Source organism: Pseudomonas sp. RC4D1, from assembly GCF_018390395.1.
Lineage (GTDB): Bacteria > Pseudomonadota > Gammaproteobacteria > Pseudomonadales > Pseudomonadaceae > Aquipseudomonas > Aquipseudomonas danubii.
Genome location: NZ_JAHBAW010000001.1, coordinates 1,923,349 through 1,948,560 on the forward strand (window position 1 = coordinate 1,923,349; position 25,212 = coordinate 1,948,560).

Sequence of the window (25,212 nt, forward strand, 5' to 3'; positions counted from 1 at the left end):
AAAGAAACTCGGCCTGCGCGCTCGAAACCGTTACCCTATGCAGCTGTTTTTTTGCATATCTTCGAGGTAGCACCCGTGTTTTCCCAATTCGCCCTGCACGAACGCCTGCTCAAAGCCGTGGCCGAGCTTAAATTTGTCGAGCCGACGCCGGTGCAAGCAGCGGCTATTCCGCTCGCGCTGCAAGGGCGTGACCTGCGGGTGACGGCACAGACCGGCAGCGGCAAGACCGCGGCCTTTGTCCTGCCAATCCTTAATCGTCTGATCGGCCCGGCGAAGATCCGCGTCAGCATCAAGACCCTGATCCTGTTGCCGACCCGGGAACTGGCCCAGCAGACCCTCAAGGAAGTCGAGCGTTTCTCCCAGTTCACCTTCATCAAGTCCGGCCTGATCACCGGCGGTGAAGACTTCAAGGTCCAGGCCGCCATGCTGCGCAAGGTGCCGGACATCCTCATCGGCACCCCGGGGCGCATGCTGGAGCAACTCAACGCCGGCAACCTCGACCTCAAGGAAGTCGAAGTGCTGGTGCTCGACGAAGCCGACCGCATGCTCGACATGGGCTTTGCCGAAGACGTGCAGCGCCTGGTGGACGAATGCCCGAATCGCCAGCAGACCATGCTGTTCTCCGCCACCACCGGCGGCTCCGGCCTGCGCGAGATGGTCGCCAAGGTCCTCAACAACCCTGAGCACCTGCAACTCAACAGTGTCAGCCAGCTGAACGAAACCACCCGTCAGCAGATCATCACCGCCGACCACAACCAGCACAAAGAACAGATCGTCAACTGGCTGCTGGCCAACGAGACCTACCAGAAGGCCATCGTCTTCACCAACACCCGGGCCATGGCCGACCGCATCTACGGCCGCCTGGTGGCGCAGGATTACAAGGCTTTCGTCCTGCACGGCGAGAAGGACCAGAAGGACCGCAAGCTGGCCATCGATCGCTTGAAGCAGGGCGGGGTCAAGATCCTCGTGGCCACCGACGTCGCCGCCCGTGGCCTGGACGTGGACGGCCTGGACCTGGTCATCAACTTCGACATGCCGCGCAGCGGCGACGAATACGTGCACCGCATCGGTCGTACTGGCCGTGCTGGCAACGATGGCCTGGCCATCTCGCTGATCTGCCACGGTGACTGGAACCTGATGTCGAGCATCGAGCGCTACCTCAAGCAGAGCTTCGAGCGCCGCACCATCAAGGAAGTCAAAGGCACCTACAGCGGCCCGAAAAAGGTCAAGGCGTCCGGCAAGGCCGTTGGCGTGAAGAAGAAAAAGACCGACGCCAAGGGCGACAAGAAAAAGTCCGTGGCCAAGGCCCCGACCAAGCGCAAGACCGCCAACCGGCCGAAAAGCGACAGCCTGGTCAGCCAGGACGGTCTGGCGCCGCTCAAGCGCCGCAAGCCACAGGCGCCGGCAGCCGAATAAGCCAGCGGCCAGCGGTAAACGAAAAACCCGGACCTGGTCCGGGTTTTTTTTGGCTGGCTTTCAGAGCTACTCCGGGCCTCGATGGCTCAACTGGCCTTGGGTTTCCCGGCCCATTCCGGCATCCCGGGCAATCTGGGCCATGCCCCCGAGTTTTGGCTAAGTGGCCAAAGCTCGAAGAGACGCTTCTGGCGGATCAACAGCCCGCTGCCAAGAAAACTTTCCTGAAGATTCAGAAGCGTCTGATGTGTCGCTTGCCGGGGTCTATCTAGTATCGGCACCCGCTCCAGTGCCCGGATGATGCGGGGATACGCAGTTTGTCGGGGCGTTCAGCGCTTATTTGACGCCAAGATGGTGGCACATTAACATCGCGCGCCCTGTCTTGACCCTTGCTGCCCTTTCGAAGGACCGAATATGTCTATCCCCACCCTCGGGATGAGGTTGTGCTGTGCCCTGTCTTGCCTGCTGCTGGCCGGCACCGTACACATGGCTGTTGCCGCTCCCTTGCCCGCACCGACCTTCAACCCCGGTGACCAGGACCTGATCCGCGACCGGCAGAACCGCCTGCTGGAAGAACAGCAGCGGCGTCTCGAAGAACTCAAGGACCTGCCCGGCAAGAGCGCCGCGCCTGTAGCGCCTAGCGCGCCCAGCGATAGCCGCTGCTTCCCGATTCAGGATATCCAGCTCAAAGGCGCCGATTCGCTGTCCGCCAGCGAACGCGAGAGCCTGCTCAAGCCCTATATCGGCCAGTGCCTGGGGGTGGCACAGCTCAACGAGCTGCTCAAGGTCATCACCAACCGCTACATCGAGAAGGGCCTGGTCACCAGCCGCGCCTACCTGCCGCAACAGGACCTGTCCAGCGGCCACCTGCAGGTGCTGGTGGTAGAGGGCAAGCTCGAAGGGCTCAAGGCCGCCGAGGGCAGCAAGCTCACAGCCCGCGAACTGAACATGGCCTTTCCCGGCAGCAGCGGTGAGCTGCTCAACTTGCGGCAGATCGAACAGATGGTGGACCAGCTCAACCGCCTGCCGTCGAACCAGGCGCAGATGGAACTGGCCCCGGGGCAGGCCGTGGGCGGCAGTGAAGTCCTGGTCAAGAACAACCCGCAAAAGCCCTGGCGCGTCGGTCTATCGCGCAGCAACGAGGGCCAGAAGAGCACCGGCGAGCAGCAGTGGGGCAGCTCTTTCGAATGGGACAGCCCTCTGGGATTGGCCGACCAACTGGTGTTGCGCGGCGGCCACGACGCCGTCAGCGACCACCAGAAAACCTCGCGCAACGCCATGCTCTACTACAACCTGCCGTTTGGCTGGTGGAACCTCAGCTACAGCTACAGCCAGAGCGAATACCGCTCCCTGGCCCAGGCCGTGGGCTTCAACTTCAAGCAGACCGGCGACAGCCAGAACCATCAACTGCGTCTGGAGCGGGTGATTCATCGCGACGCCCTGAGCAAGACCTCCCTCAACAGCGGCCTGAGCTACCTGCGCACCAACAACTACATCGAAGACAGCAAGCTGAGTAACAGCAGCAACCGCCTCAGCGAAGCCCAGTTCGGCATCAACCACGGTCGGCGTATCGGCAGCGCCTTCCTCAACCTCGACCTGGGGCTGCAGGACGGTATTGGCGCCTTCGATGCCCAGCGCGAAAACCAGCGCGACAAATACGGCAATCGCCAGGCCAACGCCCGCTACCGCAAGTACACCGCCACCGCCAGCTACCTGCAGCCGTTCAAGCTGTGGGACGAGTCCCTGGTGTTCAGCAGCCTGGTCACCGGCCAGCGCAGCGAGGATGTGTTGTTCAGCTCGCAACGCATGAGCCTGGGCAGCCAGTCCTCGATCCGTGGCTACAAGGACCAGAGCCTCAATGGCGACAGCGGCTACTACTGGCGCAACGACCTGCGCTGGAGTCGCCCGGTGACCTGGGACTGGCTGCGCCCGGTGTTCGCCGAGTACGGCACGGGGCTGGGCTATGACCTCGGCGCGATCCGCAACGACCGCTACAACGCCGAGCAGCATGGCCGGGTCTCCAGCGACTCCATCGAGTTCTTTGCCCGCGGCAAGAACCTCGCCGCCAGCGTGACCTTTGCCCACTCCCTCGAACGGCCCGAAGCCCTGAGTGAACGCGAAGCCCCGATCTATTTCCGTCTGGACCTGTTCCTTTAATTCCGCTCTTTACCCGAGATACATGACATGGACGCTCGTCAGTTTGCCTTTCTGGCCCGCCAGCCTTCCGCCACCCTGCAAGCGCGGGATACGTTCTGGGGGCTGTCCAAGCGCGGACTGGCGTTCATCCTCGCCAACATGATGTTCTGGCAGCCCGTGGTGGCGATGGCCGACGGCATTGTGGTCAACGGCAGCGGCACCACACTGGGTCAGGCCGGCAATGGCGTGCCCATCGTCAACATTGCCGCGCCCAACGGCAGCGGGCTGTCCCACAACCAGTTCAGCGACTACAACGTCGGCCAGCAGGGCGTGATCCTCAACAACGCCATCAACCGCACCCAGGAAACCCAACTCGGCGGGATCATCCTCGGCAACCCCAACCTGGGTGGCCGCGCGGCCAATGTGATCCTCAACGAGGTCAACGGCGGCAGTCCCAGCCAGCTCAAGGGCTACACCGAAGTGGCTGGACAGTCGGCCCATGTCATCGTTGCCAACCCCTACGGCGTCAGCTGCAACGGCTGCGGCTTCATCAACACCCCGAAAGCCACCCTGACCACCGGCAAACCGGTGATCGAGAACGGCCAGCTCCAGCGTTACCAGGTGGATCAAGGCAGCGTCGCCATTGAAGGCGCGGGGCTCAACGCGAGCAATATCGACCAGTTCGAAATCATCACCCGCAGCGCGAAAATCAACGCCGAGATCCAGGCCAAGCACCTGGCGGTGATCGCGGGGGCCAACGATGTCGACGCCAAGACCTTGAACGCCACGGCGCGGACCACCAACCCGGCGGATGCGCCGCAACTGGCGATCGACTCATCGGCCCTGGGCGGCATGTACGCCGGAGCCATCAAGCTGGTGGGTACTGAGGCTGGGGTCGGGGTCAAGCTCGACGGCAAACTGATCGCCAGTGGCGGTGATATCCAACTGGATGCCAATGGCCAGTTGCGCATGGCCGACGCCACTGCCGAGAAGGGCGCGGTGGCGATCAAGGCGCAAAGCCTCAACGCTCAGGGCGCGGTCTACGCCGGCACCGATCTCGAGGTGCAAACCCAAGACGACCTGAACAGCCACAGCACCCTGGCGGCGGCCAACAGCATCAATCTGGGCAGCGGCGGGCAACTGAACAACCACGGCATCATCGAAGCCGGGGTCAACCTCGACAACAGCCGCAACCCGAACGGCGATGTCACCCTGACGGCGCAAAACCTGAACAACAGCGGCAAGAGCGTGGTGGCCAGCCGTGATCTGACGGTCACGACCAAGCAGACCCTGAACAACCAGGGCGGCACCCTGAGTGGGCAGCGCCAGGTAACGGTCAGCGCTGGGACTCTGGATAACAGCCATCAGGGCAAGCTGCTGAGCGCCGAGCGCCTGCAACTCAATGCCGATCAGGTGCGCAACGGCCAGGGCGGCCTGATCAAGAGTCAGCAGTCCCTCAACGCCACCCTGGGCCACTTGGGCAACAGCGGTGGCGAGCTGTCGAGCCAGGGCAGCAGCACCCTGGTGCTGGCCGGCATGGACAACCTCACCGGCGTGGTGCTGGCGCAACAGACCCTGGAGATTACCGGTACTGCGGAACTGGACAACCAGGGCGGGCTGCTGTCGGGCTGGCAGGGCCTGACCCTCAAGGGCACCGGCCTGAACAACAGCAACAAAGGCACCGTCTCCAGCCTCAAGGGCGGTGTCGACATCACCCTCAGCGACGCCTTGAACAACAGCCAGGGCGGCGCCCTGGTCAGCCAGCAGGCCCTGGACGTTAAGGCCGCGAGCCTCGACAACAGCTTCAAGGGCGTGATCTCCAGCGCGGGTGCACAGAGCCTCAAACTCAGCGACCGGCTGGACAACAGCCAGGGCGGCTCCATCGACAGCGCCGCCACCCTGACCCTGCAGGCCATGGCCCTGGGCAACCAGGGCGGCACAGTCAACGCCACCGGCGACCTGGAATTCATCGGCAGTGACCTGGACAACAGCCACGGCACCTTCACCGGCAAGCAGGGCGTCACCCTCGATCTGCTGGGACACTTGATCAATAACCAGGGCACGCTGTCTGCCGCCGGCCCTTTGCTGCTCAAGCGCAGCACTAGGGTTGAGAACCAGGGCGGCGAACTCTCCAGCCAGCAGTGGCTGCGGCTGTTCACCGAACACTTGGACAACCGTCAGAAAGGCCGTGTCGCGGCCAATGACTTGGTGTTGATCAGCGCCAGTGGCGAAGTGCAGAACAGCGATGGCGGCGAGATCCTCAGCCGCGAAGCCGACCTGCAACTCAATGCCGAGCGCCTGGATAACGCCAAGGGCCTGCTGCAGGCCAAGACCACCCTGGGCCTTGAGGTTGCCGCTGCTGCCGGCAACCAGGGCGGGCAGATCATTGCCCAGCAGGGCGACCTGACGCTCAAGGCGGGCCACCTCGACAACAGGGCCGGCAAGGTGTCCGCCCTCAACGGCGGCGCCACCCTGGAAACCGCTGCCGGTGGCCGCCTCGACAACCGCGACGGCGCGCTCTTCGCCCAGCAGGGCCTGCATATCAGCGCCAAGGACCTGGACAACAGCGCCGGCCAGATCAGCGCCCGGCAGATTGAGCTGGAGCTGGCTGGCGCGCTGGACAACCGCCAGGGCCTGATTGAAAGCCGCAGCACCCTGGCCACCGCCGCCGCCAGCCTGGACAACCAGCGCGGGCAACTGCGGTCCCTGGGCCTGGTGAGCAAAACCCGCTTCGATATCGGCGGCACCTTCGACAACCGCGACGGCCTCCTGGAAACCGCCAACCACGACCTGGCCTTCGACGCCGGCGGCTTCAACAACCGCGGCGGCAGCCTGCTGCACAGCGGCAGCGGTGTGTTCGGCATCTCCATGGCCAACCTCGAAGACGTCGGCGGCCGCCTGAAGACCGCGGGGCAACTGACCCTGGAGGCCGAGCGCTGGACCAACAGCAGTGCAATCCAGGCCGACCAGTTGCTGGTCAAGGTCGACCACCTGACCCAGACCGCCGACGGCCAGCTCCTGGCGGGCAACGGCCTGACCGGCAGCGGCAGCCACTGGAGCAATGACGGCCTGATCGGCAGCGACGCCGCGCTCAACCTCGACCTGAGCGGCAACTACAGCGGCAAGGGCCGCCTGAGCAGCCTCGGGCAACTGGACCTGCATGCCGCCCAACTGGATCTGGCGGACAGCGCCAGCATCGCCGGCGGCGCCAACAGCACCCTGAAGATCGACGGCGCGCTGAACAGCGCCGGGCGCATCACCGCCAAGCAGAACCTGCACCTCACGGCCGCCAGCATCAACAACCACGGCACCCTGGGCAGCGGCGAAGACCTGAACCTCACTGCCGCCACCCTGGTCAATGACCACGGCCTGATCTCCAGCGGCGGCAATATGCAGCTGCTGACCACGAGCTTCAGCAACCGCTACGCCCAGGTGTACAGCCTGGGCACCGCGCTGATCGCCAAGGACGACCAGCAAACCCGCGCCGACCTGCTGGACAACCGTTCCGGGGATATCGAAAGCCTCGGCAAGCTGAGCATCGCCGCCAGCACCGTCAACAACGTCATGGACGTGCTGGAGTACACCGAGCACGAAAAGAGCGCGGCCAGCATCACTCGCTTGCCGTGTGAGTGGATTGGTTGCGACGACCGCGGAGGCGGCCGCATCAACGGCTTCTGGGAAGTGGCCGAAACCGATCGCCTGCGAGTGACCAACAGCAGCGCCGCCGCCAGCCTCAACAGCGGCGCCGACTTGCAGATCGACACCCAGGTATTGACCAACACCAGCAGCCTGATCACCGCGGCCGGCGACATCAACGTCAAGGCCGAGACCGTCCACAACCAGGGCCTGCAACCCCAGGAAATCACCACCCTGCGGCGGTATCAGAGCTTCGTCAACGAGACTGGTAACGCCGCTGCCCATGCCGCCGCGTTCAACGCCCGCAACAACCCGACTCCGTCTGCCAGCTTTGCTTCCGACCTCAGCGCCTTTATCGCCTGGACCGGGGTATTGCGGTCTTCCAGCAGCAAAGTGGTGGATGGCGACCAATCCTTCGCCGCCACCATCCAGGCTGGCGGCAAGGTCAACCTCAAGGCTGACAAAACCCTCGACAACAGCGTGATCCGCTCCTTCTACGAGTACGTCGGCGCCGGCAAGACCCTGACCGACACCGGCGTTGGCAACGGCTACTCGACGCCGATCCGGATCAACCCGCAACTGCCCCCGGAACTGGCCCAGCAACAGGTCAACCCCCTGGTACTGCCGGGCTTCACCCTGCCCACCAGCGGCAACGGCCTGTTCCGCCTCAGCGGCCAGGGCAGCACCTTGGCCCAGGCCCCGACGCCTGCGCAGATCGCCGGCCTGCCGGACGCCGCGAGCCTGTCCCGGCCGCACAAGTACCTGATCGAAACCAACCCGGCGCTGACCAACCTCAAGCAGTTCATGAGCTCGGACTACCTGTTGTCCAACCTCGGCTACAACCCCGATGAAAGCGCCAAACGCCTGGGGGACGGTTTCTACGAACAGAAACTCATCCAGCAAGCCATGGTGGCCCGCACCGGCCAGCGCTTTATCAACGGCCAGGACAGCAACGAAAAGCTCTTCAAGCACCTGATGGACAACGCCCTCCAGAGCAAGCAACAGCTTGACCTGTCGGTGGGCGTGACCCTGACCTCCGAACAAATCGCTGCCCTGACCCACGACATCGTCTGGCTGGAAAGCCATGAAGTGAACGGCGAACAAGTGCTGGTGCCAGTGCTGTACCTGGCCCAGGCCAACAACCGCCTGGCGCCCAACGGCTCCCTGATCGCCGGCAAGGACGTGAGCCTGATTGCCGGCAAGGACTTGAACAACGTCGGCACCCTGCGCGCGGCCAATGACCTGTCGGCGGTGGCGGGGGAGAACCTGGTCAATAGTGGGTTGGCGGAGGCGGGCAAGGGCCTGAATCTGACGGCGGGCAAGGATCTGCTGAACAAGGCCGGTGGTGTTATCGCTGGGCGCGATGTGGCCTTGACGGCAACTGATGGGGACGTGGTTAACGAGCGTACTTTGACCTCGCACCAAAGCAGTAAGGATTCGTTCGCGCAGCAACGGGATTTTGTCGACAGTGCTGCACGGATTGAGGCCGCGAATAACCTCACCATCAATGCGGGACGCGATTTCAATAACAGCGCGGGAGTCCTAAAGAGCGCCGCAGATACCCGCATCACCGCTGGCCGTGATGTCAGCCTGACGGCTGTGGAGCAGGTGGTCGGCAATCAGCTGAACGCCAACTACCGTGACAAAAGTGTCACCCAGCATGGTTCGACGCTTGAGGCAGGTCGCGACCTGTCCATCAGTGCTGGTCGCGATATCACGGCGATTGCCAGCCAGATTGAGGCCAAGCGTGATGTGTCGATGTCGGCTAAAGAAAACCTGACATTGGCTTCTGCTGCGAATGAGCAGCACTGGTTCAGCCAGACCAAGAGCTTCAAGGGGCAGGAGGATCATGGTCAGCAGGTTTCTACTGCGGTCACTGCAGGTGGCAGCGTGGCACTCAGTGCCGGTAAGGATCTGGAACTGATTGCCAGTCGGGTGAGTGCGGGGGATGAGGCTTATCTTTACGCAGGCAATGACCTGAATCTGGAGACCGCTGAAAATACCGATTACTCCTATTACTCCAAGGCCAAGAAAGGGGCGTGGGGCAAGAAGAGTTCGAAGATGAGCGAGAGCGAAAACGATGTCGCTGTCAGCTCGTCTATCGAGGCTGGAAAGAAAGTCGTTATTTCAGCTGCTCAGGATATCAATGCCGAAGGCGCCAAGGTCTCTAGCGCCGGGGCATTGCTGGCGACTGCAGGGCGCGATATCAATCTCGAGGCTGCTGAGAACTATGCAAGTCAGGCCAATGCCTCATCCAAAAAAGGTCTGTTTTCGAGTAAGTCCAGTAGCAGCTCGACCAGCCAAACGACGCTGACTACTACTGAGTTGGTTGCGCAGAGCATCGATCTGCGAGCGGATAACGATATCTCTCTCAAGGCGACGGCTCTGCGGGCAGACGGAGCGGTAAAACTGAATGCCGGCAACGACGTCGAAATCGGTACGGCCGAAGTGCATCAAACGTCTAGTCAGTCCAAGCAGTCCGGCAAGGTTGGCATGACCGTCACTGGTTGGGTTTCAGCAACTAAGAAAGCCCAGCAAACCGAACAAAGTGCTTCGCAAAGCATCGGTAGTGATATCAGTGCCGACAGTCTGCAAATCACCAGCGGCCGCGATACCAGCGTGCGTGGAAGCACATTGGTTACAGATCGGAATTTGCAGGTCGAAGCTGGGCGCAATCTGGAGGTGGTCAGTGCTGAAAACACTAGCAGTGCGAACTCCAAATCCAGCAGTAAAAAAGTCGGTGAGGTGGGCTCCTGGTGGCAGGGAGCGACCGGAGTAGTCAAACAGAAGGGCACCGATCAAAGCGACACCATCCGCCAGTCGGGCAGTCAGATCGCCTCGCTAGAGGGCAATGTTTCCCTGAAAGCGGGAGAGCATTACAACCAGATAGCCAGCCAGCTCGTTGCGCCTAAAGGCGATATTGATATCAACGCTAAGCAGGTGGATATCCAGGCCGGTTTCGACACCCTCAAAACCAACAACACGGCCAGTACCAGTCGAACGGCCATTGGCGGCACGGTCAGTGTTCCATTGTTGAATGCGCTGCAGGGGATTCAGCAAATGGGCAAGGCCGCCCAGGAAACCAGCGATGGTCGGATGTTGGCATTGGCCGCAGTCAATGTCGCGATGAATGCCAACCAGGCGGTAGAGGCCGGTCAGGCGTTGATGGTAGATCCTCGTGCAGGCGTGAAGATCAGCATCAATTTGAGCAACAGCCGCAGCGACAAAGAGGGTAGCCAGAGTGGTAGTAACGTGGTGGGCAGCAGCGTTGTTGCAGGCGGAGACGTCAATATTGTTGCCAAGGGCGCCGGTGCAGCGAGCAACTTGAATGTTGTGGGGAGTCGTATCGAAGCCGGTGGTGATGCCAATCTCAAAGCAGATGGCCAAGTCAATCTGCTGGCGGCACAGAATACTGCTCATCAACAAAGCAGCAATGGCAACAGCGGCTGGAGCGCGGGTGTCGGTTTTGGCTTTGGCGAGAGTAACGGCATTACCTTTGAGCTGGCCGCGAACAAAGGGCGTGGTAAGTCGGACGGTGACGATGTCACGCAATCCAACACCTATATCAAAGCCGGGCAGACGGTGCGGCTCGACAGCGGTGGTGATACCTCTCTCAAAGGTGCGGTGGTTTCCGGTCAGCAGGTCAAAGCCAATGTGGGTGGCAATCTCAATGTCGAGAGCTTGCAGGACACCAGTACTTATCGCTCGGAGCAACTGAGTGCCAATGTGGGGGTCAGTCTCTGTATTCCACCATTCTGCTATGGCATGAGCAGCGCCAGTGGCGGCATTGCTCAGCAGAAGATGCACAGTGACTATGCCAGTGTCAGTGAACAGTCTGGTATCAAGGCTGGCGATGGTGGCTTCCAGGTTGAGGTCAGGGGCAATACCGACCTCAAGGGAGCAATCATTGCAAGTACAGATAAGGCTGTGGCTGACGGCAAGAACAGCCTGAGCACTGGCTCGTTGACCAGTTCGGATATCAAGAACAAGGCCGAATACGATGCGAGCAGTATCAACCTGAGCGGTGGCTTTGGTGGCAAGGTAGGGCGTGACAAGGATGGCAATGCTAGCGCGACAGCCAACAAGAACGGCCCAGTCATTGCGAGCAAAGAAGGTGTCAGTGTCAGTGCTCCTATCGCGTTGTTTGCTGGCGATAGCTCAAGTAGCAAGACTCTGAGTGGTATCAGCGGAGCAACGGTCTCTATCACCGATAGCGCAAAACAACAGGCATTGACTGGCCAGACAGCCGAGCAGGCTATAGCGGCCATCAACACTGATGTGTCCAGCGACCGGGATGGCAGTAACAAGCTCAAGCCAATCTTCGATGCCAAGGAAATTCAGGTCGGCTTCGAGATTACCGGCAAGTTTATCCAGAACGCCTCCATGTACCTGGAGTCCCGTGCACGGGAGGTGGATGAGACGCGTAGGCAGGCTGATAAAGAGTATGCCGCTGCACACAATCAGGAATTGAGTGATGAAGAGCGTCAGCTCCACCGCAATAACTATTTTGCTCTGAAGGAGCGGGCTGACACCGTTGCCAAAGATTGGGGGGCAGGCGGTACTTATCGGCAAATTGCTACAGCTTTGGTCGCTGGGGTCAGTGGCAATGTCAGCGGCAGCACCTCGCAGTTCGCGCAGAACATGTTTGTCAATTATGTCCAGCAACAAGGCTCGGACTACATTGGCAAACTGGTGCTCAACGGCCTGAAAGAAGGCAGCCCGGAACATGCAGGTTTGCACGCGATCCTTGGATGTGCGGGGGCTGCCGCAAGCAACCAAAGCTGTTCGGCCGGCGCCCTGGGTGGTTCCGCCAGCAGCGTACTGGCGGGCCTGTTCAACGAGACCAGCCCGAACGAAACCAACGAAGAGCGCGAAGCAAAACGCAACATCATTGCCTCGGTAGTGACCGGCATCGCTGCGATGAACAACCCGAACGGCGCGGCCACGGCGACTAATGCGGCAATTGCCAATGTTGACAACAACTGGCTGGCCACTCAGCAGATGGTTCAAATGACCAAAGAGCTGGCGGCGGCCCCAAGTTTTCGCGAAAAACTTGCGGTTTATGGTAAGTGGTTAAGCGTCTCTGGTAATCAGGATTTCATTGCTGGCAGTGCATTATTCAAGAGCTTCAGCGATAGCATGGCTAGCGCGGGAATCGATACCCTTAACGGTGCCGCGGGTGTTCTGAAAGACCCTATCGCCAGCATCGATGCCATGAATGAGTTTATTTTGTCTGTTGATGGCCAAAAGCTCTTTGGTGCAGCAGCAGATACTTTCCGTTCTCAAATTACTCAAATGCGTGATGCTCTAGTCATTGGCGGTGATGAGAATGCTGAGAATCTAGGCAAGCAGCTAGGTCAAGCACTGGCCCTCTATGCACAGGTAATCGCTTCTGGCGGTACAGGTGCGGCTAAGGGAGCGTCCACGCTTTCCAAGGCGGGGGTCGAAGTCTCCAGCAGCGGAATGAAAGACATCGCGACCACCGTTAAGGCAACCGGTGGCATTGAGACTAAGCTGGCCAAGTTGGAGAGGGTTGGGCCTGATCCGGATGTGCCGCAGATGCCGGTGGCTGTACCCAAACCGATTGAGCCACCTAATTTTGTACTCGTTGATGGTGCGAAGTACGTTGAAAGCGCGACCATTCAAGCCAACACTACGGTGAAACTCTCTGAGAGAGTAACCCTTGCGAATGGCACGGTTGTTCCAAAGGGCAGCGTTGTCACGGTCAGTGATGATGCGATGAAGATCGTCTACCCTGATGGAACGAGTGAGCTAGTTTCTTACGCGAAGGTGACATCGAAGCCTTTGGAGCTGCCAGCTACAAAAGAGACCGCGAAAAATCTAGTCTCTGGGGAAACTAAGGTTGTAGGTATTGATAAGCCAGCGGCTAACGATGCTAATTTTACGTTGACATTACCTTCAGGAAAGAAAGGGACTGTAGTTAGGGGGGCTTTAGAGGATCACGAGTTTAAACAGGCATCTGATATCGTTTCCTTTAGAGGTGGTGAATTTAAGGGGGCCGATACACCTAGTTTTGCGGGCATTGATGGCTGGCTTGATGGTGTTCCTGTTCAACTTAAGACAGTCAAAGGGACTAGTATAAACTCGGTTAGAAGAAATATCCTTAGTGGTGCTGAGGATATGGCTAAAGCTGGGTATAAGGGGGATTTGTATATTGATGCAGCTAGTACAGGAGTGTCCATGGAAAAGATGTTAAGTCACTTTAAGTCGGGGTCCCCAGTCTCAAATGTTGTTGGTGAAGGGACGGTGAGCAATATTTATATAAAAACTCAGGATGGCTGGATGAATATATCTTCTGGTCGAGTTGCTCAATATAAAGGGTGGGAATGATGTCGGCTGGTTTGTTTGTTCCGATCAGGGTGGTTCCTGATTTTAAGAGTCTCTTAGGCGGACTGTTTACCTTTCTTTCCGGTTTTTTTATATCGGCAGGGCAGCTAAGGGTTGGTGTGAATCTTGGCGGAGGGGGGGAGCTAATTGATAGTTTTGTCTTTGTGCATGATCAAGAGCAGAAGGCTCTTTGTTGGATTAGCTTTATGGAAGTGGCTGAGGATTTGAGAGAGATCTCAGAAGTGGATTTGCCTATTGTTGCTCAAGTTACAAGGAGTTCGAAGCATAATATGTTGTTTTCAGTGGCTGTTGCTTGTGCGATAGGAAAAGCGTTCGGAGGGCGAGTGATATATGATGATGCCCAGGTGTATTTTGATTGTAAGAAAGACGTTTATACTCTTTTGGAGAGTGAGGAGTATCTTTCTGTTAGATTGTGAAAGTGTTTGCTGAGGTTGGCGGAAGGTGTTTTTTTGAGCTGGACGGGTGCTGTGTTTGTAGTGGTCTAATTTCCCCGGACACCTCGATAGGTGGAAAATGCATCTGTCGAGGAGTTTTTCATAACTAACAAACGCAGAACATTCGATGACAGCTTCAAGTTGGAAGTCGTGAAGATGATCAAAGATCAGGGCCTGAGCGTTCCACAGGTTTGTCGTGATCTTAATATCGCTGATACGGCCGTTCGACGCTGGATACAGCAGTACGAAGCTGAGCAGCTGGGGCAAGCAGGTATGGGCAAACCGCTGACATCCGAGCAGCAACGTGTCCTGCAGTTGGAGCAGGAAAACCGCCAGCTCAAGATGGATAACGATGTATTAAAAAGGTTCTTCACGGAATCCCGGGAAACACAGAAACAAGAACGCCGATTTGATTGATGATGTTCGTGCGAGCAAACACATCTAACAAACCGGCGTTCTTATGCGCGATATTAATACTTTCCTTCCTTTTTGGGAGGGCTTTTCTGTTGTCACGATCAAACCGGATGGCGACGTTCTACTGAGGAATTTGCAGGCGCCTTGCAGAGTTGGAAGAAATTCAATCTCTCGCAATAAGTGTTAGTGGATATATATCGATTTTTAAATTTCTATAGGTAAAGGAGATATGTCTGTTCTAGATGTCAATTGGCAGCCTGGATTTGGCTCAATATTCACTTGGTTTGCAATGGATAAATTTGGGCGGATTGCTGTGATGGTGAATAACTGCTTCGGTGATTTGCCCAAGGCGTTGCTCAGGATTGCTGCGGTTGAGTCACCGCTCGATCGAATGAATGAATATATATGGGAGGAGTCAAAAGAGTTTTGTGATTATCCAGTGCCGAAAAATGGCGGCTTTGATTTGGACCTGTATTCCGCTTGTCGTCACCGAAGTTACTTATGCAAGAAGTCTATTGTAGATGGTCTTGAAAGTGAGCTGGCGAAAATTGGTCATTACAGTGAAACGAATTTGCCAGTCAATAAGGGCCTTTTTGTCTATCACGCTATTGAAGGCAGCTACGAAGGTGAGGATTATCCAGTAGGGTACGATGGCAACACGGTGATGGGTGACTACTTCAGATATCTGCTCCCGACAGTTTTCGCATCGATCGAGGATTTTCCTGAACCATTGCGCAGAGACATCGCTGTTTCGGATCAGTTGGACTTTACAGTTGATCGATTACTGCACAACGAACGTATCAATGAATATTTCCCCACTCTGTACTCAGGCTAAAGGGGGCGGCTTTGTACCGCCCCTACCTGTTTATGCCGATAGCTGACCTTGCATCCGTCGCCCTGCCACATCCATCAAATCACATCCATCACGCAGCAAAATGCTGCACACCAGCGACAGTTCCTGCAGCACCACTGCACCTTTGGGCGCGTCATCACAAATCGCGAAGTTCTCCAGCAGTTGAGTCACGGCGCGAATGCGATACGCCGCTGCATCGTGCAGGACGTCTATGGGAGCTTGGGTATCGATCAGCAGGGATGGAATGTTGCAGTCGTGACCGGTTATAGCTTGATAACGCGTCATTTATTGAGCCTCTTTAGTTTGACTGAGGACTCTGTAAATCAGGTCGCCAAACCCGGTCGTCCTTTCAACGACCCCTCGACTATATCCAGTGCTCACCCTGTCCTTAAAGCCCCATTCCTACTGGATCGTCTGCTTCTGCCGTAAGGCAATTCCTAATTTGCCGAGAGTATCTTTTCAAGCCGGTCCGCCACGATTTTCCTGGCTTACAATGCCGCCGCTCATCGCCATGCCACAGTTGGTTTTCAGGTGGCGGTGCGTTGTTGAAAACCTTCTCAAGGAAGATCCGTCATGCGTCTGTTGTCTTTGCTCTTCACCCTCGCTTTGCTCGCCGGTTGTGCCTCCACCCCGGACTATTACATCTCGCCCAAACCGGTACAGATTCCCGCTACCGCCACTTACTGGATCGACACCTTCAACCTGCAACTGGTCGGCGAGAGCGAGCGCTTTCTGCCCGAGGACAAGCTGCGCCAACAACTGGGCATGGAGTTGATCCGGCAATTGGGCAATGCCAATCGCTACGCCGCCACCAAGGACAGCGCCGACTACCTGCTGGATGTGAATGCGGTGTACAAGCGCCGCCTCAGTGATTCCAAGGGTGGGCTGGTGTCGATGGTTGTCGATGACAATACGATCCTTGCCAGTGTCGATTTCGGCTACAAGGTTCAGGTCAAGCGCGACGGCGCCGAGGTGCTGCATTTCGCTCAGGAGCGCAATGGTTTGCAGCCTGCCGGGGCCATGGGTCAGTTGCGCAATATGAAGACCATGTTGGGGGCGATCACCAACAGCGGTAATTCGGATGTGGAGAACTTCTACATTCGCGCTCTGCCGAAGTTCATCGTTCGTGATATCACGGCCATTCCTTCTCGTTGAGTGGGTGTGTCGGGATTGTAGAAGCGAGCTTGCTCGCGATGAACCCGATGGCGCCGCGCTCTGTCAGTAACAGCGCGTTATCGTTGGCGTTCTTCGCGAGCTCGCTCCTACATGGGGATCAACGTGCTTTTTGGGTTACAGCTTCTTCACCGGAATGCAGATCTCACACTCCAGCTCTCCCGTCTTGAGGTTGTAATACGCATCCGCCGGGTAGCGCTCGAAGGCCGGGCGTGGGTCGAACTGCAGGCCGCTCTTGGGTAGCCAGTCGCGGCACAGTTCGATCCAGGCGTCGGCGATAGCTGGGCCCAGGCCGCGGTAGTGGGCCACGGCGTAGAGGCCGCCGGGCAGGGTGGTGATGACGGCGGGGGCGCTGGCCTTGAAGTCCTTGGACACTTCGACGCAGGCGTCGTAGCGGCATTTGTCGGCAGGGGTGAGGTCCGGGTCGTCGTGGCCGATGCCGTAGCGCACGTGGTTGAACAGCTGGTGTTCGAGCATCCAGGGCATGGCGGTCTCGCGCCAGAAAACGCCAATGCCGGGCCCGTAGGCGCCGATGTAGCGTAGGTAGGCTACGCGGGTGGCGGGCAGTTGCTGCAGGGTGACGTTCATCGTTGTTTCCTTCAGGTGAATGAAGGCGTCAGGATCGTCGAAGGCCGGGATGTGGGTCTGATCAGGATTGCTCAATTCACGCAGGCGGCGTTCGCGGATGTCGTCGAGGCGGCGGTGCCAGCGTTTGGGTTCGGTGTCGCGCCAGGTGCTGGGTGAGACCGAGAAGTGTTGCTTGAAGGCCCGGGAGAAGGCTTCGCCGGAGCCGAAGCCGACATCCATGGCGATTTCCAGGATTGAGGCTTCGGGGCGGCTGGCCATCAGATAAGCCCCACAGGCCAGGCGCCGACGCCGCAGGTAGGCCCCGAGGGGCTCTCCGACCCAGGCGCTGAACAGGCGGTGGAAGTGGTAGGGCGAGAAATGCGCCACCCGCGCCAGATCAGCCAGCTCCAGGGGCTGGTCCAGGTGTTGGTCGATATGCTCCAGCACCCGGCTCATGCGCAGGGTGTATTCGTGGAGGCTGTGGTAGGCGGCGCTCATGTTTGCAGATTAGTTGGCTGTGGGGCGGACGTTGCAGTCTGCCGCAGATTTGTGCCGTTTGTGAGAGCGAATCGCCTGTCGGTACGATTCGCCGGCAGCCGGCTCCTACAAACGCCCCGTAGCCGGCTTGCCGGTGAACACGATCTTAAGCGTCACCACAGCAAGGGTGGCTTCCCTTGCCTTCGGGTGTCTGTTCGTAGCGGTCATGGAGACGGACCCAGTCCATGATCTGCTCTTCATTGCGCCCTTTGGGCGTCAGATCGAGGAAGTTATAGGCTCCCACCAGCAGGTCCAGTCCGCGGGCATAGGTGGAGTAAGTGTGAAAAATCTCACCCTGGTCGTTGCGATAGAACAGGCTCAGGCCGGGCAACTCGGCTTCATCGCCACTGGCCTGTTCATAGTTGTAGGTCGCGGTGCCCGCGGCTAGCTGCTGGGCGCTGAGGCTGACACCGAAGTCCTGGTTGAAGTCGTCACCGGCACTGGAATACCAGTCGAAGCGCCAGCCCATGCGTCGACGGAAGCTCTGGAATTGGGCATAGGGCGCGTGGGAGACAGCCACCAGCGTTACGTCGTGATGGGCCAGGTGCAGGTTGGCGCCGTCGAAGTGGTCCGCAAGAAAGGAGCAGCCCTTGCAGCCTTCTTCCCAGCCGGCGCCGAACATGAAGTGGTAGACCAGCAACTGGCTACGCTCGCCGAACAGTTGCGCCAGGCTCAGTGCTCCGTCGGGGCCTTGAAAGCGGTAGGGCTTGTCGATCTTGACCCAGGGCAACGCCCGTCGCTCGGCACTGAGCTGGTCGCGCTGGCGGGTAAAGGCCTTTTCATGGATCAGGTGCTGCTTGCGTGCGAGCAGCCATTGTTCCCGGGAGACCACGGGGTGATCGGTAGTGCTCATGGCGTTTCTCCTCAAGGCAGGGGGCATGGGTCTTACACACGCTAGTCGTTTGGCGCAGGGCTGGATCGACAAGCTGCCCAGCGGTTTTCCGATCAGGGGTCAGACTGGCGCGGCGTATTTCCTGAACGGCTGAAAACCCGGTCGGTCACAACCTATGAACGGCATTTCATTCTCATGTCTGGAGGTTGAACCGCAATGACCACATATAACTGGGATCTGATTGAACGACTGCTGCACGAAGTGCAGAACGGCGCCGGCCACAGTTTCACGCCTCGCCCCTACGCCGAGCAGCATGCGGCGGCCAAGGAGGCGGAGGGTGAGCCCACCGGCAATCTGGATGAACTGAAAGTCACCGCCACCCAGTACGAAAAGTTGCTGCTGGACCGGGGTTTTATTGAAACCAGGCCCGAGGAAGAAGGCGGCAACGGCGAGAACTTTGTACTGACGCCTCGCGGCTCAAGCCTGTTGTGTCTGATCGACAGCAGTATTCCGGGCAACGATCACCCGCGTCAGGTGCTGGATGAACAGGCTGATGCCCTGGCTGCGGATACCTTTGACGAGGTGGCCTCCAAGGCGCAGATCGCCTAGTTTCGCGATGCTAGCCCTGGCTTGCGTTGTGCAGGCATTTCAGGGCGGCGAAGTCCTTGCGTACACCGTCGATTTTCTTCAGCAGGTGCTGGCGTTGGTCCACGCTGCTGGCGGCCATCAAGTCAACCAACAGGCTGCGTGAGGCCTGTTCGGTGTGGGCGTAGGCCTGGCGGTAGTCGTCTGTCCATAAACTCTCGCGGTTGATCAGCAACTGCTCGATGCGCTGTGGGAAATCGCTGTCTCGGCGTTGCGCCACCGCGGCGCTGAATTGCGTCTGCCAATGGACGCGATTGGCGATCCACTGCTGGTTCTGCTCTCCCAGGGAGGCAGACCATTGCTCGATTCGTTGTTGCTGGCTGGGGGTCAGGGGGCCGAGCCAGGCATTCAGGCGCTTGCTCATGCGCTGACTGCGCTGCTGGATCTGTTGCGCCAGTGATGGCGTGAGGTACTGCTCGCGGTGTTCTTGCTGGTCCTTGGCGAAGGCGTTGTTCATCTCTTTGACTTGCCCGTCGTCCAGGCCCTGGAGCAGTTCTACAGCGGAAGGGGTGATCTGTCTTACAGTCTCGGCGATGGCCTGCTTGGCTTCCCGGGTTCGTGCTTGCAGGTCCTGATCACTGACCTGATTGCTCTGCACCATCAGTTGCAGGCGATCGAGCCAGTCCAGATAGCCGGGCAACTGGGTGCTGCAATGCCAGCTCAGGTGCTGCTGCAGACGCTGGTTGAACCAGCTTTTCTGCTCGCTGTTCATGTCCAGGTAGTCGTTGAGGGTCCAGGGGATGATTACATCCAGGTTGCGATAGGCCAGGCCGACTCGGCTGCAGGCGCCGAGCAGCAGGCTGAGGATCAGCAACGAGATAAGCAGGGGCCACTGGCGCGCCATGTTCGAGTCCTTGCGAGTTCGGGTTCCTGCATCTGAACCCGGAAGGCTGCCAGCCGTTCAGTCGCAGGGCGGAAGGCCGGCAGTGATGAACTGGGAGTTGGCTGAAACTATTGATCCAGAGAGCTGAAAGGATAGCGGCCAGGAACAGCGGATAAGGGCCGTTGGTCGACTTTTAGTGCTAGGGGGAGGAGAGAAGGGGTGCTAGTCCTAGCGCTTTGAGGGCAAAGCGCTAAGGGACCAGGATAATGCGGGGGAATTACTTTTTGCCGAGGCTGATCTGCTTGGATGGGCCGAAAGTCTGGCCGCTGACGCCTTTGGCAATTTGCTGGATTTCGCCGCCCGATTTCAGGAAGGCCGCGATTTGTTCGTTGATCGATTCGCTGGTTTCAACGGCGGGAGCTGGTTTTGCTTTGCTGTTGGAGGCTTTTACTCGCATGGCGGCCATTTAACCTTTTGGAAAATTAATTTGGCCAGGCATCTTATCAGAAATACTTGACAATTGCTTGGTAAATATCCTCTGAAACAAAGGGTCGTTTTTTGGGCTTTTTCCTTAAGTTGATCTTGCTGACATCTTCCTAAGTGGCTGTTTTAAATAAAGACCCGTTACTGAAAATGCGGCCTGGTGGCTGTTTGCCCTTAGCCGGCAGGTCGCTGTTGGCCTGACGAATGGCCGCTTGAGCGCCAGTGATGCTAGAAAAACCAAGGCTCTTCACGGAATTTTCCGGTCCGGGACTCAGGAGCGCCAACCTGGGCGTGGAAAACAGGTAGAATGCTGCCCACGCAATGAGGGTATTGGAAATGGCTTTAGTCGGGCGCTACAACAGTTTGCAAGTGGTTAAACACACTAACTTTGGTTTGTATCTGGACGGAGGGGCGGACGGCGAAATATTGCTGCCCAATCGTTATATTCCCAAGGACATTCCCAGTGAAGATGAAGACTGGTTGAATGTTTTTGTTTATCTGGACAGTGCCGACAAGTTAATCGCAACTACCGAAAAGCCGAAAGTTCAAGTTGGCGAGTTTGCCAGCCTTAAAGTCGTCGAAGTTAACAGTATCGGGGTATTCCTGGATTGGGGATTGCCCAAGGACCTGCTGCTGCCCTACTCGGAAGAGAAGCGCCAGATGAATGCCGGCGAGTACTGCGTGGTGCATGTCTATCTGGACAAGCACACCCGTCGTATCACGGCCACGGCTCGCCTGGACCGCTACCTGGACAAGACTCCGGCCAACTACAAGGTTGGTCAGGAAGTCGACCTGCTGGTGGCCGAGTCCACCGACATGGGCTTCAAGGCGATCATCAACAACAAGCACTGGGGCCTGATTCACAAGAACGAAGTGTTCAAGTTCCTGCGCTCCGGCATGCAAGAGAAGGGGTTCATCAAGGAAGTGCGGGCCGATGGCAAGATCAGCCTGAGCCTGCAACCGGTGGGTGAAGAAGCGGCCACCAGCCTGAACTCGAAGATCCTCGCCAAGTTGCGCGAAAACAATGGCTCTCTGGCGGTCAGCGACAAGAGCGATCCGGCCTTGATCAGCAGTTTGTTCGGGGTCAGCAAAGGCAACTTCAAGAAGGCCATCGGCGCGCTCTATAAACAGGGCCAGATTGTCATTCACGCAGATCGTATCGAGCTAAGCTGATTCTTGTTTCGCTCTGGGGTGGATGTGCTTAAAGCCCCACCTCTTCTATGTCTCGTGTTGCTTGTCTTTCCTGGTGCGGCCGGCCTTGCAGCACGACGGCTGGGCGCGCGCCTGGGGGCGTTGTCTTTTCCACAGCGGGTAGCTGTCATGTCGATGAATCAATCTGAGGGACTGCGGTGAGCATCGAGCGGCGCAACGCCGATGGTTTTGCCCTGCAGGTGATGCTGGGGTTGTGCCTGATCTGGGGCGTGCAGCAGGTGATGATCAAATGGGCGGCGGCGGATATTGCCCCGGTGATGCAGGCGGCTGCTCGTTCCGGGATTTCGGCGCTGCTGGTGGCCCTGCTGATGTGCTGGAAAGGGGGCTGGTCCCAGGTCTCCAGTACCTGGCGCGGCGGTTTACTGGCCGGCGCCCTGTTCGGTCTGGAGTTCCTGTTCATTGCCGAGGGGCTGAAGCTGACGAGCGCCGCGCATATGTCGGTGTTCCTCTACACCGCCCCGATCTTCACTGCCCTTGGGGTCAATTGGTTGCTGCCCAGTGAGCGGCTGCGGCCGTTGCAATGGTTGGGGATCATCCTTGCTTTCATTGGCATCAGCATCGCCTTTGCCGGTGGAATCTCCCTAGACAATCTGGATCGGCGCATGCTCCTGGGCGATGTATTGGGATTACTGGCGGGGCTGGCCTGGGGCGCGACCACGGTGGTGGTACGCGCCTCGCGATTGTCGGAAGCGCCAGCCACACTGACCCTGTTCTATCAGTTGATCGTCGGGTTCGTCGGCCTGCTGCTGATTGCGGTGCTCAGCGGCCAGGTGACCCAGGTCAGCCTGACCCCGGTGGCCGTGGCCAGTGTGTTGTTCCAGGGGCTGGTGGTGTCGTTCTTCAGCTACCTGACCTGGTTCTGGCTGTTGCGTCGCTATCTGGCGGCGAACCTGGCGGTGTTTTCGTTCATGACACCGATGTTTGGCGTGACCTTCGGCGTGCTGTTGCTGGGTGAACCCTTGAGCCTCAACTTTGTGCTGGGGGCGCTGCTGGTGTTGTTGGGCATCACCTTTGTCAGCGCCGAGCAATGGCTGCGTCGGCGGATCAAGCGCTTTCTATAAGCCGCTGCCCAGGAGACTGCCGGGCAGGCGCCACAGGCGCTGCGGGCCAATGGCTGAATAGCCTTGGCCGATTCGCTTCAATCCAGTAACAGTTCATTGCTATTGCGAGGCAGCGCGCGGGAAAAGTTAGGACTATTATCTGCTTGAGGCGGCGCAGTATCGCCGCTCGGCACGACCCTGAGGGGGCACTATGAAAGACAAACTGCAAAGCTGGCTGCACGACCTTGGTGTCGCACTGGGCCTGATCGAGCCACCGCTGCAACCGGTGCCGATTCCTACCGACGAAGAACTGCGGCGCCGTCAGCAACGTCGTCGTTGAGCTCAGGGCGAGAGCGGAGTGCAGACTCCGGCTCTCGCCAGGGTTTTCTGGCCGGCAGTCGCTCGGCCATCCACCCGAGGCAATCGGGTCAATCCTGATTTTGCCGGGACTTTTCCAGCAACCATCGCACCAGGTCGTCGACCTTTTCCAGGCGCCAGAGCGCTCGCTGCTCTTCCCGGGGGGAGATGCAGAGATCGAACCTGTCCTCCAGGCGCCAGAGCAGCGCTTCGATATCCTCCCGGTCGAGTCCGAGTGCTTGCAGAGCGCTTTGGTCATCGAAGTCGGTGAGTTCATCCAGCCCCCGACGGATGAGCAGGTGTACGGCCACGCGTGCTTCGGCCCGTTTCATCGCGTTACTCCCGAGGAGCGAGCAGGTCAGGCGGGACGGGCAGCGTCGGTGCGGGTCTTTTCCAGGATGACCTGGCTGAGTTCGCTGATGGAGTTGATCCGGTACAGATCAAGGTCCGGATCAAGGCGGATGCTTGGCTGGATGTCGAAACGGTCCATAAACACCTCGGGGCAGGGGAGAGGTTCTGATTGTTTTTTGACCCCGTCCAAGGGTGAAGCGATAGCGTGCCCTGAGGCTGCCAGCGATCCTTGTACTGTTCAGTAACAGTCGTCGCTGAATCAGATTACAGCAGAGGTTTTTTCCGGCGGTGGTGACCGCTCGTCCAGTGGGCGGCTTCCTGGGTCGGGCTGAAGCGAGCGTCATCCGGCGTTGTGGCACTTTTTCGTGGACGAAAAAAACGGGTGCGGCCACCGACGCCGCACCCGTCGAAGAAAGCTTCAGGCGTCTGACTTCAGGTCAGATCGCGTTGGCCAGAGGCACCGAGCGCCGGGAGACCAGGCTCACCACCACGAAACTCACCAGGCCCACGGCCAGGCTGTAGTAAATCGGTGTGTTGGCGTCCAGGCCGTCCTTGAACATGAAGAACAGCGCGGTCATGAAGCCCAGAGACATACTGGTGATGGCCCCGGCCGTGGTGGCGCGTTTCCAGTAGATGGCGCCGATCAGCGGAATCAGCATGCCGCCCACCAAAAGGTTGTAGGCCAGGGTCAGGGCACTGATCACGTCGCTCACTACCAGGGCGATACCCAGCACCACAACCCCCAGCAGCAACGTCGCGATGCGGTTTTCATGCACGTCGCCATTGCCGCTTTCACGGCCACCGCGCAGCCGCGGCAACAGGTCCTGGGTCACGGTGGTGGAGGCCGCCAGCAGGCCGGCGCTGGCGGTGGACATCAGGGCTGCCAGAGCCGCGGCAATCACCAGGCCGCGAACGCCGTTGGGCAGGCTGGTCTGGACGATGCTGGCGAAGGCATTGTTGACGTTATCCAGATCCGGCAGGACCACCTTGGCGGCCATGCCGATCAGCGCGCCGGCCAGGCCGTAGAGCACGCAATAGATGCCGGCCGCGGTCCCGGCAATCTTGGCTACCCCTTCGCTGCGGGCGGTGAACACTCGTTGCCAGATGTCCTGGCCGATGAAGATGCCGAAGAAGTAGATCAGGAAGTAGGTGAGGATGGTGTCCCAGCCGATGGCGGTGAAGTCGAAGTAGCTGGCGGGCAGTTTGGCCACCAGGGTATCCCAGCCGCCGGCATCGACGATGGACAGCGGCATCAGCAGGAACACCAGGCCGATGGTCATGATCAGGAACTGCACGATGTCGGTTAGGGTCAGCGACCACATGCCGCCGATGGTCGAGTAGAGCACCACCACACCGCCGCCCACCAGGATCGATACCCAGAACGGCAAGCCGAACAGCACTTGCATCACTGTCCCAATGGCAATGGTGGAGGTGGCGCCGATCATCAGTGCGTAGACCAGCATGATCAGTCCGCTGGCGTGGCGTGCCGCGGGGTTGTAGCGGCGCTCCAGCACTTGGGTGACGGTGTAGATCTTCAGTTTCAGCAAGGGTTTGGCCAGAAACAGGCTGAGTCCGACGATGCCCAGGCCGATGGCGCCGCAAAGCCAGAAGCCGGAAATGCCGTGGACGTAGCCCAGGCGTACGGTGCCGATGGTCGAGGCGCCGCCCAGTACGGTGGCCGCCATGGTACCCAGGTAGAAGCCCGGCCCGAGGTTGCGGCCGGCTACCAGATAGTCATCACGGGTCTTGGCCCGGCGCATGCCGTACCAGCCCAGGGTGATCATGCCGGCGGCATAAATCAGTACTACGAGAATATCCAAGCCCATGTTCGGGTCCTCACAAGCAAGTTGTTATTGTTGTTGCCACCCGCCGATGCGGACGGTCACCCCGTTGACCAGTGGAGGCCGGTCTTCCGGAAGAGCTGCGGTTGCTGGGGC

At 58.9% G+C, this 25,212-nt stretch carries 18 protein-coding genes and 1 pseudogene; 11 read left to right on the plus strand and 8 right to left on the minus strand.

Annotated features, from left to right (window positions below; translation table 11 throughout):
• Window positions 1-75 precede the first annotated feature (75 nt).
• From KHO49_RS08835 to KHO49_RS08860, 6 genes and pseudogenes are all read left to right on the plus strand, one after another.
• Complete coding sequence (locus KHO49_RS08835) at window positions 76-1,416, plus strand: DEAD/DEAH box helicase (RefSeq protein ID WP_042941946.1); 1,341 nt, start codon at window positions 76-78, stop codon at window positions 1,414-1,416.
• Window positions 1,417-1,827: 411 nt separating this feature from the next.
• Window positions 1,828-3,570 (plus strand): ShlB/FhaC/HecB family hemolysin secretion/activation protein, encoded by a 1,743-nt coding sequence (locus tag KHO49_RS08840; RefSeq protein ID WP_213664909.1) that lies wholly within the window; start codon window positions 1,828-1,830, stop codon window positions 3,568-3,570.
• 27 nt (window positions 3,571-3,597) lie between these two features.
• Window positions 3,598-13,536: a hemagglutinin repeat-containing protein gene (locus tag KHO49_RS08845; protein ID WP_213664910.1), complete on the plus strand. Its 9,939-nt coding sequence runs from the start codon at window positions 3,598-3,600 to the stop codon at window positions 13,534-13,536.
• Window positions 13,536-13,970 carry a hypothetical protein gene (locus tag KHO49_RS08850; protein ID WP_213664911.1) on the plus strand — a complete coding sequence of 145 codons (435 nt, stop codon included), beginning with the start codon at window positions 13,536-13,538 and terminating at the stop codon, window positions 13,968-13,970. Before KHO49_RS08845 ends, KHO49_RS08850 begins: the two co-directional genes overlap by 1 nt.
• Before the next feature lie 120 nt (window positions 13,971-14,090).
• A pseudogene (locus KHO49_RS31015) lies at window positions 14,091-14,360 on the plus strand (transposase); the annotation flags it as partial.
• A 271-nt stretch (window positions 14,361-14,631) separates the two neighbouring features.
• A complete protein-coding gene (locus KHO49_RS08860) occupies window positions 14,632-15,237 on the plus strand; it encodes a hypothetical protein (protein ID WP_210482492.1) in 606 nt (201 codons plus the stop codon).
• Window positions 15,238-15,267: 30 nt separating this feature from the next.
• Here the strand turns inward: KHO49_RS08860 and KHO49_RS08865 are convergent, their stop codons facing one another.
• Window positions 15,268-15,540, minus strand: coding sequence for a hypothetical protein (locus tag KHO49_RS08865; protein WP_115581839.1), 273 nt, complete (start codon window positions 15,538-15,540; stop codon window positions 15,268-15,270).
• Between the two features lie 288 nt (window positions 15,541-15,828).
• On the opposite strand from KHO49_RS08865, the gene KHO49_RS08870 reads away from it, so the two are divergent.
• Window positions 15,829-16,410 (plus strand): hypothetical protein, encoded by a 582-nt coding sequence (locus KHO49_RS08870; protein ID WP_102861692.1) that lies wholly within the window; start codon window positions 15,829-15,831, stop codon window positions 16,408-16,410.
• A 135-nt stretch (window positions 16,411-16,545) separates the two neighbouring features.
• Here KHO49_RS08870 and KHO49_RS08875 read toward each other — a convergent pair whose 3' ends face one another.
• Window positions 16,546-17,493, minus strand: a complete 948-nt coding sequence (locus KHO49_RS08875; RefSeq protein ID WP_213664913.1) for an AraC family transcriptional regulator — start codon at window positions 17,491-17,493, stop codon at window positions 16,546-16,548.
• 145 nt (window positions 17,494-17,638) lie between these two features.
• The gene (locus tag KHO49_RS08880) at window positions 17,639-18,385 is read right to left on the minus strand and encodes a DUF899 domain-containing protein (protein WP_110651992.1); all 747 of its coding nucleotides are present in this window, start codon (window positions 18,383-18,385) and stop codon (window positions 17,639-17,641) included.
• A 195-nt stretch (window positions 18,386-18,580) separates the two neighbouring features.
• On the opposite strand from KHO49_RS08880, the gene KHO49_RS08885 reads away from it, so the two are divergent.
• On the plus strand, window positions 18,581-18,973 hold the full coding sequence (locus KHO49_RS08885) for a transcriptional regulator (RefSeq protein ID WP_102861695.1): 393 nt from the start codon (window positions 18,581-18,583) through the stop codon (window positions 18,971-18,973).
• A 10-nt stretch (window positions 18,974-18,983) separates the two neighbouring features.
• On the opposite strand, the gene KHO49_RS08890 is transcribed toward KHO49_RS08885, so the two are convergent.
• The gene (locus KHO49_RS08890; protein ID WP_213664914.1) at window positions 18,984-19,853 is read right to left on the minus strand and encodes a DUF6279 family lipoprotein; all 870 of its coding nucleotides are present in this window, start codon (window positions 19,851-19,853) and stop codon (window positions 18,984-18,986) included.
• A 256-nt stretch (window positions 19,854-20,109) separates the two neighbouring features.
• Window positions 20,110-20,298, minus strand: coding sequence for a PFL_1563 family small protein (locus KHO49_RS08895; protein WP_016962619.1), 189 nt, complete (start codon window positions 20,296-20,298; stop codon window positions 20,110-20,112).
• Window positions 20,299-20,651: 353 nt separating this feature from the next.
• Here KHO49_RS08895 and KHO49_RS08900 point away from each other — a divergent pair, with 353 nt between their 5' ends.
• The 3 genes from KHO49_RS08900 (at window position 20,652) to KHO49_RS31275 (ending at window position 22,907) form a co-directional block, all read left to right on the plus strand.
• Window positions 20,652-21,488 (plus strand): CvfB family protein, encoded by an 837-nt coding sequence (locus KHO49_RS08900; protein WP_060838083.1) that lies wholly within the window; start codon window positions 20,652-20,654, stop codon window positions 21,486-21,488.
• Between the two features lie 176 nt (window positions 21,489-21,664).
• Window positions 21,665-22,588, plus strand: a complete 924-nt coding sequence (locus tag KHO49_RS08905) for a DMT family transporter (protein WP_102878814.1) — start codon at window positions 21,665-21,667, stop codon at window positions 22,586-22,588.
• Between the two features lie 190 nt (window positions 22,589-22,778).
• Window positions 22,779-22,907, plus strand: coding sequence for a PA1414 family protein (locus KHO49_RS31275; RefSeq protein ID WP_011059908.1), 129 nt, complete (start codon window positions 22,779-22,781; stop codon window positions 22,905-22,907).
• A gap of 88 nt (window positions 22,908-22,995) precedes the next feature.
• Here KHO49_RS31275 and KHO49_RS08910 read toward each other — a convergent pair whose 3' ends face one another.
• The 3 genes from KHO49_RS08910 to KHO49_RS08920 all read right to left on the minus strand — a co-directional run bounded on the left by KHO49_RS08910 (window position 22,996) and on the right by KHO49_RS08920 (window position 25,101).
• Entirely contained in the window at window positions 22,996-23,256 is a 261-nt protein-coding gene (locus KHO49_RS08910; RefSeq protein ID WP_213664915.1) for an acyl carrier protein, read from the minus strand.
• 26 nt (window positions 23,257-23,282) lie between these two features.
• Window positions 23,283-23,414, minus strand: a complete 132-nt coding sequence (locus tag KHO49_RS31280) for a hypothetical protein (protein ID WP_283776951.1) — start codon at window positions 23,412-23,414, stop codon at window positions 23,283-23,285.
• 298 nt (window positions 23,415-23,712) lie between these two features.
• Complete coding sequence (locus tag KHO49_RS08920) at window positions 23,713-25,101, minus strand: sodium:solute symporter family protein (protein WP_213664916.1); 1,389 nt, start codon at window positions 25,099-25,101, stop codon at window positions 23,713-23,715.
• Between the last annotated feature and the right edge of the window lie 111 nt (window positions 25,102-25,212).

Bases quoted from the DNA above. Each gene is read 5' to 3' on its own strand.
- KHO49_RS08890 (WP_213664914.1), bottom strand. From the start codon at position 19,853: ATGGCGCGCCAGTGGCCCCTGCTTATCTCGTTGCTGATCCTCAGCCTG.
- KHO49_RS08865 (WP_115581839.1), bottom strand. From the start codon at position 15,540: ATGACGCGTTATCAAGCTATAACCGGTCACGACTGCAACATTCCATCC.
- KHO49_RS08880 (WP_110651992.1), bottom strand. From the start codon at position 18,385: ATGAGCACTACCGATCACCCCGTGGTCTCCCGGGAACAATGGCTGCTC.
- KHO49_RS08920 (WP_213664916.1), bottom strand. From the start codon at position 25,101: ATGGGCTTGGATATTCTCGTAGTACTGATTTATGCCGCCGGCATGATC.
- KHO49_RS08875 (WP_213664913.1), bottom strand. From the start codon at position 17,493: ATGAGCGCCGCCTACCACAGCCTCCACGAATACACCCTGCGCATGAGC.
- KHO49_RS31280 (WP_283776951.1), bottom strand. From the start codon at position 23,414: ATGGACCGTTTCGACATCCAGCCAAGCATCCGCCTTGATCCGGACCTT.
- KHO49_RS08910 (WP_213664915.1), bottom strand. From the start codon at position 23,256: ATGAAACGGGCCGAAGCACGCGTGGCCGTACACCTGCTCATCCGTCGG.
- KHO49_RS08885 (WP_102861695.1), top strand. From the start codon at position 18,581: ATGACCACATATAACTGGGATCTGATTGAACGACTGCTGCACGAAGTG.
- KHO49_RS08895 (WP_016962619.1), bottom strand. From the start codon at position 20,298: ATGGCCGCCATGCGAGTAAAAGCCTCCAACAGCAAAGCAAAACCAGCT.
- KHO49_RS08850 (WP_213664911.1), top strand. From the start codon at position 13,536: ATGTCGGCTGGTTTGTTTGTTCCGATCAGGGTGGTTCCTGATTTTAAG.
- KHO49_RS08845 (WP_213664910.1), top strand. From the start codon at position 3,598: ATGGACGCTCGTCAGTTTGCCTTTCTGGCCCGCCAGCCTTCCGCCACC.
- KHO49_RS08840 (WP_213664909.1), top strand. From the start codon at position 1,828: ATGTCTATCCCCACCCTCGGGATGAGGTTGTGCTGTGCCCTGTCTTGC.
- KHO49_RS08900 (WP_060838083.1), top strand. From the start codon at position 20,652: ATGGCTTTAGTCGGGCGCTACAACAGTTTGCAAGTGGTTAAACACACT.
- KHO49_RS31275 (WP_011059908.1), top strand. From the start codon at position 22,779: ATGAAAGACAAACTGCAAAGCTGGCTGCACGACCTTGGTGTCGCACTG.
- KHO49_RS08870 (WP_102861692.1), top strand. From the start codon at position 15,829: ATGCGTCTGTTGTCTTTGCTCTTCACCCTCGCTTTGCTCGCCGGTTGT.
- KHO49_RS08860 (WP_210482492.1), top strand. From the start codon at position 14,632: ATGTCTGTTCTAGATGTCAATTGGCAGCCTGGATTTGGCTCAATATTC.